Below are 12,746 nucleotides of genomic sequence, written 5' to 3' on the forward strand. Positions count from 1 at the left end.
AAGGCCGCTATGCGGCCTTTTTCCTTTTCACTACTGAATCAGCACCGTAGAATCACCTCCATCTCTTTTCAGCAGAATGGAAAACATGCTGACTTTCGCCCATCAACAGCAGCGACGTAACGTGCGCTGGATACTGTCACTGTCAGTACTGATGCTACTGGCAACGATTCTAAGCTTGTGCGCAGGAGAACAGTGGATCGCCCCCGGCGACTGGTTCAGCGCCCGCGGCGATCTGTTCGTCTGGCAAATTCGACTTCCCCGTACTCTTGCCGTTTTGCTGGTAGGCGCTGCGTTGGCCTTATCAGGAGCCGTGATGCAAGCTCTATTTGAAAACCCGCTCGCAGAGCCTGGATTACTGGGCGTGTCTAACGGCGCGGGAGTCGGGCTTATCGCAGCGGTGCTGCTGGGGCAGGGTCAACTCCCCGGCTGGGCGTTAGGCTTATGCGCTATCGCTGGGGCGCTGATTATCACGCTTATTCTGCTACGTTTTGCCCGACGTCATTTGTCTACCAGCCGCCTGTTGTTGGCGGGAGTAGCGCTGGGGATTATCTGTAGCGCGTTGATGACATGGGCCATCTACTTCTCCACGTCTTTTGATTTGCGACAGCTGATGTACTGGATGATGGGGGGCTTTGGTGGCGTAGACTGGCATCAGGCCTGGCTCATGGTGGCGTTGATTCCGGTGCTGGTGTGGATCTGCTGTCAGTCGCAGCCGATGAATATGCTGGCGTTGGGGGAGACTTCCGCACGTCAGCTGGGACTGCCCCTGTGGTTCTGGCGCAACCTGCTGGTGGTCGCCACTGGCTGGATGGTTGGCGTAAGCGTGGCTCTGGCCGGAGCGATTGGCTTTATCGGGCTGGTGATCCCACATATTCTGCGGCTGTGCGGCTTAACCGATCACCGCGTGTTGCTGCCGGGCTGCGCGTTGGCTGGTGCAATCGTACTACTGTTTGCTGATGTTGTCGCGCGTCTGGTGCTGGCCTCGGCTGAGCTGCCAATCGGCGTGGTGACGGCCACCATGGGCGCACCGGTATTTATCTGGCTATTGTTAAAAGCCGCGCGCTAGAACGCGTTGGTTCGGTCTATGATTAAAAACTGAAAATTCACCTGTTGTTCTGGAGATGCTATGCAAAACACTATTCTCGATACAGAAGTGACGACCATCGACGGTGAGGCTACCTCACTGCAGCCGTATTCCGGAAATGTGCTGTTAATCGTCAACGTGGCCTCAAAATGTGGACTGACGCCGCAATACGAGCAACTGGAGAATCTGCAGAAAGCCTGGCATCAACAGGGTTTTACTGTCCTTGGGTTCCCTTGTAACCAGTTTCTGGGTCAGGAGCCGGGCAGCGAAGAGGAAATAAAAACGTATTGCAGTACCACCTGGGGGGTTACCTTCCCAATGTTCAGCAAAATTGACGTTAACGGCGAGGGACGCCATCCGCTGTATCAGAAGCTGATTGATGCCGCGCCAACGGCCACTGCGCCTGCGGATAGTGGGTTCTATGAGCGTATGGCGAGTAAAGGTCGGGCACCGCTCTATCCGGACGATATTCTATGGAATTTCGAGAAGTTTTTAGTGGGGCGAGATGGTCAGGTATTGCAACGATTCTCACCCGATATGACGCCTGAGGATCCCATTCTGGTGCAATCTATCAAGAAGGCGCTGGCGAACTAATGTCTCGATTGATGCAGCTACAGGACGTAGCGGAATCGACCCGTCTCGGCCCGCTTTCTGGTGAGATAAAAGCCGGAGAGATCCTGCATTTAGTGGGGCCTAACGGTGCTGGAAAGAGCACGCTGTTGGCACGAATGGCGGGGCTGACGACCGGTGAGGGCAGCATCATCTTTGGTGATATGCCGCTGGACGAATGGCCGTCAGCAAAGCTGGCGCAATACCGCGCCTATCTGGCGCAACAGCAAAACCCGCCGTTTGCGATGCCGGTCTGGCATTTTCTGACGCTGCATCAGCCAGACAAAGCGCGCACCGATCTGTTACAGGAAATCGCTGATGCGCTTGGGCTTGGGGATAAGCTGGGGCGCAGCGTGAATCAGCTCTCCGGCGGTGAGTGGCAGCGCGTGCGTCTGGCTGCGGTTATCCTGCAGATTAGCCCGCAAGCGAATCCATTCGGCCAACTTTTACTGCTGGATGAGCCGATGAACAGCCTGGACGTGGCGCAACAAAACGCGCTGGACCGCTTGTTGAGTCAGCTGTGTCTGCAGGGCATAGCGATTGTCATGAGCAGCCATGACCTTAATCACACCTTACGTCATGCGCATAAGGCCTGGCTCCTCAAACGTGGGAAGTTGCTTGCCAGCGGCGCTCGTGATGCGGTACTCACGCCCGCCAATCTGTCTGCGGCTTATGGCGTGAACTTCCGTCGTTTGGATATTGAAGGCCACAGAATGCTCATATCAACCACTTAAGTTAAATGGGTTCTTGAAAATCATATAATTTCCACGCTAAATTGGCATAAAAATATAATTCAGAGGATTCGTCCTGAATGCGCTTTTGGCTTCTTTTCATCACAGCATTGTTTTTGGCGGGCTGCAGCAGCCATCGTGCTCCTGCGCCAAATGCCCGATTGTCGGATTCTATCGCGGTTATCGCCGGTCTTAATGACCAGCTACAAACCTGGCATGGCACACCCTATCGTTATGGCGGCATGAGCCGTAGCGGGGTGGATTGTTCTGGATTTGTTTTGATGACAATGCGCGATAAATTCGATCTGCAACTCCCGCGTGATACGCGCACGCAATCAAAGATTGGTACCGAAATTGATAAAGACGATTTGCTGCCCGGCGATCTGGTTTTCTTTAAAACCGGGTCTGGAGAAAGTGGTCTGCATGTCGGAATTTACGATACCAATAATCAATTTATTCATGCCTCCACCAGCCGCGGAGTGATGCGCTCGTCCCTGGACAACGTTTACTGGCGTAAAAACTTTTGGCAGGCGCGACGTATTTAATCCTCATTAGTCACAAGGCCGCCCAGGACTGTGCGGCCTCGGCATTTCCATTTGAAAGTCACTTTTTAATTCTACCATCAGCCGGACTATACCCCTGAACAGTAAGAGCGTATCTTGCTAAAAATATGATTTATCCCGAGATATTAAAAAGTGCAAAGCTGGATATTCGCTTATAATCAGGATAAGCTAAAAAAAAGGATTCGATTTACTGGCTATAAAGGGAAAAATGAAAGGGCCTCTACTTGCATCAGCAATAACGTATTTCTCCATCCTTTGCTACAGGATGCCGGATAACACCTATGCAGAGGGGCTGGCGCGATGATTGTTTCACTGGATACTCTTTACCATTCAGAGTTTTCTTTTTTGCCTGCGAGAAGCGAAAAAGGCGATCTTGAATACGTCGATATCATCACCAGTTTCGCCAGCGCGGATGGGGATGTGCGTATACCCACCGAGCTGGTCCTACCTCGGATGTCGGATGAAGAGCAATGTCGCTTATTTACCGAAAAGCTTGAATTAATCGAAACGTGCCAACATTTTTTTATTCAGCGAAATGTCCTGGCCTGGATTAATTTAACGCCGGCAATTGCTAATACTTTATTATCAGATGCTAAATTTGCTTCACAAGTTGAACGATTTTCATTTCTGGAACTGGCTATTAATGAAAACTATCCAGAGTTAAATAATGGAAAAGAGAATCCAACGCTGGCCGCGCTGGCGGCGAGATTTCCATTAGTTCTGACAAACTATGGTGCTGGCGGTATATCCACCCGGGCAATTTTTGATGGGCTGTTCAAACGCGTTGTGTTAGATAAAAACTTTGTTCAACAAAGGATTACACATATTTCGTTTGAGCCGTTTATGCGGGCTATTCTGGCACAGTTATCTCCCAGCAGTGAGTCAATCATCATTAGCGGTATCGATACGCCAGAGATGTTAGCGCGCGTACTGCCTTTGGGATTCAGCGCCATACAGGGCGCGCTGTGGCCCGCCGTGCCACCGGCACAGATAATTTCGTTATCCAGAATATAACCCTTTTATTTGCTGGTGTTTAACAGGCTTTTAACAGTCTACACTAGAGACAGGAGGCCCTATGACCCTGTCTTTTACCACTCGCTGGCGTGATGAATTACCAGCAACCTATACAGCACTTTCGCCGACACCCCTGAAAAACGCACGCCTGATCTGGCATAACGATGCGCTGGCGGAGCTATTAGCTATTCCTGAGTCGCTTTTTGATATTCCGAGCGGAGCGGGTGTTTGGGGTGGCGAATCGCTGCTCCCCGGGATGTCGCCTTTAGCGCAAGTGTATAGCGGACATCAGTTTGGCGTCTGGGCAGGCCAGCTTGGCGATGGCCGCGGGATCCTGCTGGGCGAGCAACGGCTCGCTGATGGCTCCACGTTTGACTGGCACCTGAAAGGCGCCGGACTTACGCCTTATTCCCGTATGGGGGATGGGCGCGCCGTACTGCGCTCAACAATTCGCGAAAGCCTGGCCAGCGAAGCGATGCACTACCTGGGCATACCAACCACGCGGGCATTGTCGATTGTTACCAGCGACACGCCGGTGTATCGCGAAACGGTAGAAGCAGGGGCGATGCTCATTCGCGTGGCGCAAAGCCATATGCGTTTTGGCCATTTTGAACACTTCTACTATCGCCGCGAGCCGGAAAAAGTGCGTCAGTTGGCTGATTTTGCAATTCGCCATTATTGGTCGCAATGGCAGGAAGAAGCCGATAAATACCAGCTGTGGTTTAACGATGTTGTCACGCGTACAGCGACGTTAATCGCTGACTGGCAAGCGGTAGGATTTGCGCATGGAGTCATGAACACGGACAACATGTCGATTCTGGGACTGACGATGGATTACGGTCCATTCGGTTTTCTTGATGACTACGAGCCCGATTTTATCTGCAACCACTCGGACAACCAGGGACGATACAGTTTCGATAATCAACCGGCCGCGGCGCTGTGGAACTTGCAACGTCTGGCGCAAACCCTGTCGCCATTTATCCCGGTCGAGACGCTCAATGATGCGCTGGACGGTTACCAACTGGCGCTGTTAACTCGCTACGGTCAGCGGATGCGGCAAAAGCTCGGCTTCTTTAGCGAGCAGAAAGACGATAACGAATTGCTAAGCGAACTGTTTAGTCTGATGGCGAGGGAAAGAAGTGACTATACGCGAACGTTTCGTATGCTCAGCCAAACGGAACAACACAGTGCGCAATCCCCACTGCGCGATGAGTTTATCGACCGCGCGGCGTTTGACGACTGGTTCACGCGGTATCGCTCGCGTCTGCAGCAAGACAACATTGCTGACGCAGTCAGACAAACGCAGATGAAGGCGGCTAACCCGGCGATGGTATTACGTAACTGGCTGGCGCAACGGGCGATTAGTCAGGCAGAGCAGGGGGATTACGCCGAGCTGCATCGGTTGCACCAGGCGTTGCGTACCCCGTTTACCGATCGTGATGATGACTATGTCAGCCGTCCACCTGACTGGGGTAAACGGCTGGAAGTGAGCTGTTCAAGTTAAGGGGCCAGAAACACCTGCGGAGATCCGTTGGCCGGATGCTGGCCAACGTGTACCTGAGCGCCATACCAGCGCTTCAGGTCATCGGCCTGTAGCACGCTCTCAGGCGTTCCCTGCGATACCAACCTGCCATCGTGCAGCAACACTATTCTGTCCGCCCATAGTGCGGCGAGGTTCAGATCGTGAAGCACAATGCACACATGTAGCTCTCCCGAAGCGGTTAGCGTCTTCAGCAAGCGCAACAGGTGCTGCTGGTGATAAAGATCCAGCGCAGAGGTGGGTTCATCAAGGAATAACCAACCGCGAGGCGCGCCGTGGCACCAAAGTTGCGCCAGTGCACGGGCCAACTGCACTCGCTGTTGCTCGCCGCCGGAAAGTGCGGCGTATTGCCGGCCCGCCAACGGTGTGCACCCGGTCATTTCCATTACCTGAGCGATAAGCCGGGGTTCCTGCTGTTGGGTCCAGGGCGCACGTCCCATCGCGATGACGGCCTCTACCGGCCAGTCAAATCCCAGTTGCGTTTGCTGGCGCATTACCGCCCGATGCCGCGACAACGTTTGGGTAGGCCACTCCTCCAGCGGTTTGTCCGCCAGCACGCAGCGCCCGGTTGCCGGTTTGAGAAAACCGGTCAGCAGGCGCAGCAGGGTGGATTTTCCTGCACCGTTTGGGCCGATGAGCGCCACCAGTTCACCTTTTGCGAGGGCGAGTGATACATCGTCAATTACCGCTCTGCCAGCCACGAGATAATGAAGCCCTTCAGCGATGAAATGTTCAGCCATGCGGTCCTCGCTGACGAAAAATAAGCCATAAAAACCACGGTGCGCCGAGAAGACTGGTCAACAGACCGACCGGCATCTCTGCAGGGGCAACCGCCGTACGGGCCAACGTGTCGGCAATCAGTAACAGAAACGCGCCCGCCAGCACGGATCCCGGAATAACGGCCCGATGATCTGAGCCAAGCCACATGCGCATCAGATGCGGGATAACCAACCCGATAAATCCAATTACGCCGCTTACCGCCACGGCTGCGGCAACCAGCAATGCGCTACAAAGCAGCAAAATACGCTGAACGGTACGAACATCTACGCCGAGATAATGCGCCTCTTCCTCACCCAACTGCAGCAGGTTCAGTGCCGGCGCCAGACGCCAGATAATCAGCACCGTCGGGATAGTCAGCGAGGTTACCGCCAGCAGCGTGGACCATTGCGCAGCCCCCAGACTTCCCATTCCCCATAGCGACAGCTGGCGCAGTTGCGCATCATTACTGACCCACGACAGAACGCCAACCGCCGCCCCGCAAAGTGCGTTGATGGCAATACCGACCAGTAGCAGACGCGAGAGTGATCCGTCGCGCTGTTGGCTGAGGATAAAAATCACCACCGTTGCCGCCAGGGCACCCATAAAAGCGGCCAGCATTGGGGCGTACAGCATCAGCAGCGCGGGCAAAGAGACAGGCAGTACCACCCACAGGGCGACGGCGCAGGCGGCGCCGCTGCTTATCCCCAGTAATCCCGGGTCAGCTAGCGGGTTGCGAAACAGTCCCTGCATCACGCAGCCTGCGAGCGCCAGAGAGCCGCCAATCACCAGCGCCAGCAGGACGCGCGGCAGACGAATTGTGAGCCAGATTTGACGCAGTGCCTCATCGCCATCATGCCAGAGCAGACTTACCGGCAGGCGCAACGCGCCAAAACCGGTAGCCAGGATTGTCATCATGACTAATATGAGTGCGAGCGCCCATAAAGAATAACTGATACGTCGGGACATCAGGGCAATTGCTCTGCTTTAGCGCGAAGCTGCAAAATGGCCTGCGGCGTACGCACGCTGAAGCCGAGTAGCGCCATATCATCCACCTGTAACACCTGTTTATTCCGCCCGGCAGGCGTTAGCGCAAGGCCCGGCAGCGCCCACAGGTTATCTTCGCCACCCATCGCCTTAACGCCGTCCTGTGAAATCACCACCAGATCGGGCTGGCTGGCAATGACGCCTTCCTGTGACAGCGGCTGATAGCGGTTAACGCCCTGCATGGCGTTGTGCAAACCGGCGGCACGAATAGCCGCATCGGCTCCGGTTTGCTGGCCCGCCGCCATTGCAGTCATCCCGCCATGATTAAGAATAAACAGCACGCGTTTATTTAGTTCAGATGACGGCAACGCCGCCATTTCCTGACGTAAGCTGGCGCGCAGCGTTTCGCCTTCGGCCTGCCGATGGGTTGCTTCGGCGATGACGCGAATTTTTTCATCAATCACCTCAAGATCGTTGCTCGCCGGGATCGTAACAACCCTGACGTTGCTCTGCTCAAGCTGTTTTAGCGCCAGAGAGGGCTGTGCCTGCGCGCTGGCAAGGACCAGCGTAGGGCGTGTAGCAAGGATCCCTTCGGCGTTGAGCTGGCGTAAGTAACCAACATCCGGTAGCGCGTTTGCTGCTTCAGGCCACTGGCTGGTGCTGTCTCGCGCCACAAGGGAAGACTGTGCTCCCAATGCGTATACAATCTCGGTAACATCGCCACCGAGTGCAACAACCCGTTCCCCGGCAGCAGCCAGCGCTGCAATGGGCAGCAGCGCGATCAGGACCAGCAGTTTTTTCATGCGGCCAGTCCTTTCGGCGTCAGCGCGTCAATCTGTGCACGCCATTGCGTCTGCTCCGGCTCGCCTTCCGTACGTTGACCGTACAACTGGGCAATTTGCGTGCCGTCGGCAGCAAACAGTTCCAGACTGGTGACGTGTCCATCGGCGGTCGGTTTGCGCGTTACCCATGTTTCTGCCACGCTCTCTTCCAGCAGGTGTAAGGTAAATGCCGGGTTGAATATATTCAGCCAGCCTTTCATCGGTACCAATTTTTCAATCACGCCGGTAAAAATCTGTACGCAGCCGCGATTACCCACAAATATCATGATTTCATTGCCATCCTGACGCGCGGTGTCGAGTAACTGCGCCAGTGCGCTATTAGAAACTTTACAGGCCAGATCGTCGCCCACCAGATTAAACGCCTGTTGGCGGGTGAGATCGTGGCGTTTCAGCAGACCGAAGAACTGATGGACATCGGTCATTGCTCGCCACTCTTGATCAACGGTCTGCGCATCGACCGTGACGACGGCGGGAGCAGAATTGTTGGCGGGTTGCAGCACCAGAGGCGGGTTTTCGGCAAAGATGAATCGGGTCAGCAACGCCGCCCAATCCTCAATGAGGGTATTCTGCGTGGCGTAGACCTTCAGCAGCGCATCTCCCTGATGGTCAAAGAACTGGATGCTCTGACGTTCGCCGTGGGCGGTTGTTTCGCTGATATGAAATACGCTTGCCCACTGATTGAGGAACAGGCGCAGGTCGAGGGCGCGCGGATTAAGAACCAGCCCGGCATGACCGTTGAGGTGCTGATTGGTAAAAGCACCCACCTGCTCATGTACCGCGTATTCGTTGCGGCAAATGCATTTGGTTTCGCCTACGGTTTCCAGTGCGCCGAGGATTTCGCGTACTTCGCCACGTAAGCGCCAGGCGTCATGACCGACGCGGGCGAAGGTCAGTTCGGCTTCGCTAATATTCATCAACCCCGCAATGTCACGTGCGTATTTGCCAGGATTTTCTTTCTTCAGTTCCAGCCAGCGTGTGTAATGATTCATTGTCTCTTCCTTCCAGATTGCTACCCCGGCGAACCGGGGAAAAGTGATTACCACTGATAACTCACGAAAATTTTGCCATTACGACCATCCTGCGGAATGCCTTGCGGCGACCAGTACTCTTTGTCGAAGGCGTTGCCCAGTACCAGTGTGGTGGTCATACCTTTCAGCGCTTGTTGGCCCTGATAGCTCACGTAGAAATCGTTTACCGCATAGCCGGGCTGTTTAGTGTAGCTGCTGCTGATATGCGTTGAACGATCGGCAAATGTCCCTATCCAGCCCACGGAGAATCCGCTGTGCGCAACCGGCACGTTCAGTTTGCTGGTGACCGTATCCGGGTTAATGCTGGAAATGTATTCTCCCGTGTCAGTATCTTTGCCGCGCGTACGGTTATAGGCCATGTCGAGGCTGAACAGATCGGCGGAATATTTCGCCATGACGTCCCAGCCCCAGATTTTGGCGTTGGGGACGTTATAAGACATCGTTGTTGCGGCGGCGAAGTCGACGCTGGTGGAGATGTAATCTTTCGCTTTGGTGTCGAAATAGCTGGCTTTAAATTCGAGCGCATCGCTTGCCATCAGCAGATCGTCAAAGCGCAGACCAAATCCGTATTCCTGCGTTTCGTTGGTTTCCGGACGCAGGTTAGGGTTTGGCACCCAGTAGTTGGTGTAGAAACGGCCAATCGAGAAGTGTTTCGCATCGTTATACATCTCGCCCATAGTCGGTGCACGGAAGGCCTGAGCGTAAGAACCAAACAGCATCAGCCAGTCTGCTGGCGCAACGGTGAGTCCGGCGCGGGACGACCATTTATCGGCATCGACATCTTCATAGCCGTCGCTGCTGCCGCGATAAGAGTCATAACGGGTACCGCCCAGCAGCGTAACCGGCAGATCGCGCAGGGTGATTTCATCCTGTAGCCAGCCGGAGCTGAAATCGATCTTTGCCTCTGGGAAACCGGTGGTTGTGCCACCTGGCTGTTGTTCCTGACGATAGTACTCACCGCCGTAGGTCAGCAGGTGAGATGCGAAAGAGTCGGTAAACAGGCGGGTACGGTTGTCGAGTTTACCGCCTTTGGTCGTCTGCTTGCGAAACTCGCCGGTGTTATCCGTGTTTTGTGCATTAATGCGCGCTTCGGACCAGTAAATACGAGCATCCGCGTTCAGCCAGTCATTGTCCGCCGGGGAGAGCGAGTAGGTCAGTTGCGCATCGCGCTGGATGGTTGAACGGTTGGTCATCGGGTTGCTGGTGGCATCCGCTGCGCTGGTTTGTGGATTTTTAGGTTCACGGGCGTCATTGTTGTAGTAACGCAGCGAACCGGCCAGCGTCTGGGCGCTGTCAATTTTCCAACTGCCTTTCGCCAGCATATTGTTGATCGCTTCGTCGTTTGGCGCTGTTGTACCGTCACTCTGACGCAAATCACCACGATCGCGACTCGACCAGGCAAGCAGTCCGTCCAGCGTATCGGTGCGCCCAAAAGCGCTGGCGCCCATACCGAGGCTGTGATCGCCGGTTGCCGCAGTACCAAACACGCGATAACCGCTGTTTTGTCCGGCTTCCAGCAGATCTTTGGCATCCGCTGTGTCATAGGCGATCACACCGCCCAGCGCACCGCTGCCGTACAGCAGTGCAGAAGGGCCGCGTACGACTTCGATGCGTTTGATAAGCGCCGGGTCGAGGAAGGTACTGTTCAGGTGTCCGGTGTCGGTGCCCTGACGAACGCCGTCAACCAGCACCAGAACGCCGCGTCGATCGTAGCCGCGTAGATTCACGTCCTGGCCATTGGTACGACCTGTGCCATCGAGGGTCAGACCCGGAACCGTCCGCAACAGATCGGCTGCCGAGCTGGCGGTCTGGTTTTCTGGGGCCGTGGCATCAATCACGCTGACCATCATCGGCGCTTCAAAGGCGCTACGGGCATTGCCAGTGGCGGTAACGGTCATATCTTCAACCGCCGCATAAGCGACGGCGGGCAGGTTACTGATAATCGCCAGCGCCAACAGTGATGGACGCAGGGATGCAGTGTGCAGGTGTGGCATAGCAACTCTCCATTAGGAAATCGAAAAGCGCTGGCTGCCTGGGGATTACCTGGGTGGCTGGCGAAAAGTGTTGTTTATTTAGTCAGAATGAGTTTTCCGGCTTGGGTCTGGCGCAGCAGATAGAGCTGACCATCGTGTTCTATGATCACGCGTCCCTCTTTGCCCAATAGACTTTTACTGTCAATTCGACGCTCGTTTGGCGCGACAGCAGGGGGGGCTTTCTCTTTTGCGTGCGTTGTTGTTGTGTTATCCATACGTGAAATAGTTTTTAAAAATAACAATCAATTTAACAATGATAATCATTATCATCAAACTGCAAATTTGCGGCAAGCATTTTTGTGAAATAATTGTGACGAGAATAGATTTTGTACAACAAGGAGGGGAAAAACAAAGGATTAGCACCGGGCAACGTGATGTTACCCGGCGAACAACATTAAAAACGGCTATCAACCGCAGAGGCGAGTTTTTCAACCAACAGTTCAGTATCTTCCCAGTTTAGGCATGGGTCGGTAATGGACTGACCGTAAACCAGCGGCTGGCCGCTAACGATTTTTTGCGTACCTTCACGCAGGAAACTCTCGGCCATAATCCCGGCAATCGCCGTCGAACCGTTGCGAATTTGCTGACACACGTCATCACAAACGTCCAACTGACGACGATGCTGCTTCTGGCAATTGCCGTGGCTAAAATCGACTACCAGATGCTCAGGCAGGGAAAATTCGTGCAGGGTATCGCAGGCGGCGGCAATATCTTCAGCATAATAATTCGGCTTTTTACCGCCGCGCATAATGATATGTCCGTAAGGATTACCGCTGGTTTGATAAATGGTCATCTGGCCGGTTTTATCCGGAGAGAGGAACATGTGGCTGGCGCGGGAGGCGCGGATCGCATCGACAGCGATACGCGTGTTGCCATCCGTGCCGTTTTTAAAGCCGACCGGACAGGAGAGCGCAGACGCCATTTCACGGTGGATTTGGCTTTCGGTGGTGCGCGCGCCAATGGCTCCCCAACTGATTAAATCGGCAATAAACTGACCGGTCACCATGTCGAGGAATTCTGTTGCCGTGGGTACGCCCAGTTCATTGACCTGCAACAGCAGCTTGCGCGCCAGTTCAATGCCGTGGTTCACGCGGTAGCTGCCGTTTAAATCCGGGTCGGAAATTAAGCCTTTCCAGCCCACGACGGTGCGCGGTTTTTCAAAATAGGTGCGCATCACGATTTCCAGGCGCGCCTGATGTTTTTCGCGCAGCCCCTGCAAGCGGGTCGCGTATTCCATGGCGGCATCAAGATCGTGAATCGAGCAGGGACCTACGATCACCAGCAAACGAGCGTCTTCACCATTTAATATTTTTTCTATCCGACGTCGGGATTCCGTGACATGACGGGCGACGGAGGAAGAAACAGGATGCCGTTGCGCAAGCTCTGCTGGAGTGACCAGATTGTCAATACGCGCAGTACGGAGTTCATCGGTTCTGTTCATTACTTGTCTCAGAAATTTGTTGCTTCAACGGCAGGACTACCGGGAAGTGATGTACATCACAATATCACACTCATCCTGCCTGGTGGCGAGCATAATAACAAAAAATCGAACCAATGCA

General features: G+C 54.4%; 13 protein-coding genes. 6 read left to right on the top strand and 7 right to left on the bottom strand.

Translation table 11 applies throughout. From position 1 onward, the window contains the following. Positions 1 to 85 precede the first annotated feature (85 nt). The 6 genes from btuC to selO all read left to right on the top strand — a co-directional run bounded on the left by btuC (position 86) and on the right by selO (position 5,505). On the top strand, positions 86 to 1,066 hold the full coding sequence (gene btuC, locus OGV77_RS14400; protein ID WP_043016594.1) for a vitamin B12 ABC transporter permease BtuC: 981 nt from the start codon (positions 86 to 88) through the stop codon (positions 1,064 to 1,066). 60 nt (positions 1,067 to 1,126) lie between these two features. After that, positions 1,127 to 1,678 carry a glutathione peroxidase gene (locus tag OGV77_RS14405; protein WP_075146064.1) on the top strand — a complete coding sequence of 184 codons (552 nt, stop codon included), beginning with the start codon at positions 1,127 to 1,129 and terminating at the stop codon, positions 1,676 to 1,678. Then, positions 1,678 to 2,427: a vitamin B12 ABC transporter ATP-binding protein BtuD gene (gene btuD / locus OGV77_RS14410; RefSeq protein ID WP_087050646.1), complete on the top strand. Its 750-nt coding sequence runs from the start codon at positions 1,678 to 1,680 to the stop codon at positions 2,425 to 2,427. Before OGV77_RS14405 ends, btuD begins: the two co-directional genes overlap by 1 nt. 77 nt (positions 2,428 to 2,504) lie before the next feature. Beyond that, positions 2,505 to 2,969 (top strand): NlpC/P60 family protein, encoded by a 465-nt coding sequence (locus tag OGV77_RS14415; RefSeq protein WP_003832591.1) that lies wholly within the window; start codon positions 2,505 to 2,507, stop codon positions 2,967 to 2,969. Positions 2,970 to 3,287: 318 nt separating this feature from the next. Further along, positions 3,288 to 4,001: an EAL domain-containing protein gene (locus tag OGV77_RS14420; RefSeq protein ID WP_047411698.1), complete on the top strand. Its 714-nt coding sequence runs from the start codon at positions 3,288 to 3,290 to the stop codon at positions 3,999 to 4,001. 61 nt (positions 4,002 to 4,062) lie between these two features. Beyond that, entirely contained in the window at positions 4,063 to 5,505 is a 1,443-nt protein-coding gene (gene selO / locus OGV77_RS14425; protein ID WP_087050645.1) for a protein adenylyltransferase SelO, read from the top strand. Here selO and OGV77_RS14430 read toward each other — a convergent pair. The 7 genes from OGV77_RS14430 to aroH all read right to left on the bottom strand — a co-directional run bounded on the left by OGV77_RS14430 (position 5,502) and on the right by aroH (position 12,628). Then, positions 5,502 to 6,281, bottom strand: a complete 780-nt coding sequence (locus OGV77_RS14430) for a heme ABC transporter ATP-binding protein (protein WP_087050644.1) — start codon at positions 6,279 to 6,281, stop codon at positions 5,502 to 5,504. The two genes, selO and OGV77_RS14430, sit on opposite strands and share 4 nt — an antisense overlap. Beyond that, the gene (locus OGV77_RS14435) at positions 6,274 to 7,266 is read right to left on the bottom strand and encodes a FecCD family ABC transporter permease (RefSeq protein ID WP_043016588.1); all 993 of its coding nucleotides are present in this window, start codon (positions 7,264 to 7,266) and stop codon (positions 6,274 to 6,276) included. The genes OGV77_RS14430 and OGV77_RS14435 overlap by 8 nt, the downstream gene beginning before the upstream one ends. After that, a complete protein-coding gene (locus OGV77_RS14440) occupies positions 7,266 to 8,087 on the bottom strand; it encodes a heme/hemin ABC transporter substrate-binding protein (protein ID WP_043016587.1) in 822 nt (273 codons plus the stop codon). Before OGV77_RS14440 ends, OGV77_RS14435 begins: the two co-directional genes overlap by 1 nt. Next, on the bottom strand, positions 8,084 to 9,115 hold the full coding sequence (gene chuS, locus OGV77_RS14445; protein WP_047411688.1) for a hematinate-forming heme oxygenase ChuS: 1,032 nt from the start codon (positions 9,113 to 9,115) through the stop codon (positions 8,084 to 8,086). The genes OGV77_RS14440 and chuS overlap by 4 nt, the downstream gene beginning before the upstream one ends. A gap of 47 nt (positions 9,116 to 9,162) precedes the next feature. Continuing rightward, positions 9,163 to 11,148, bottom strand: coding sequence for a TonB-dependent hemoglobin/transferrin/lactoferrin family receptor (locus OGV77_RS14450; RefSeq protein WP_075146068.1), 1,986 nt, complete (start codon positions 11,146 to 11,148; stop codon positions 9,163 to 9,165). A gap of 74 nt (positions 11,149 to 11,222) precedes the next feature. Further along, the gene (hemP, locus tag OGV77_RS14455; protein WP_072033381.1) at positions 11,223 to 11,411 is read right to left on the bottom strand and encodes a hemin uptake protein HemP; all 189 of its coding nucleotides are present in this window, start codon (positions 11,409 to 11,411) and stop codon (positions 11,223 to 11,225) included. A 170-nt stretch (positions 11,412 to 11,581) separates the two neighbouring features. Next, positions 11,582 to 12,628: a 3-deoxy-7-phosphoheptulonate synthase AroH gene (aroH, locus tag OGV77_RS14460; protein ID WP_047411681.1), complete on the bottom strand. Its 1,047-nt coding sequence runs from the start codon at positions 12,626 to 12,628 to the stop codon at positions 11,582 to 11,584. Positions 12,629 to 12,746: the final 118 nt, after the last annotated feature.

Origin of the sequence: Citrobacter sp. Ce129 (assembly GCF_030334545.1) — a bacterium.
Classification (GTDB): Bacteria; Pseudomonadota; Gammaproteobacteria; order Enterobacterales; family Enterobacteriaceae; genus Citrobacter; species Citrobacter europaeus.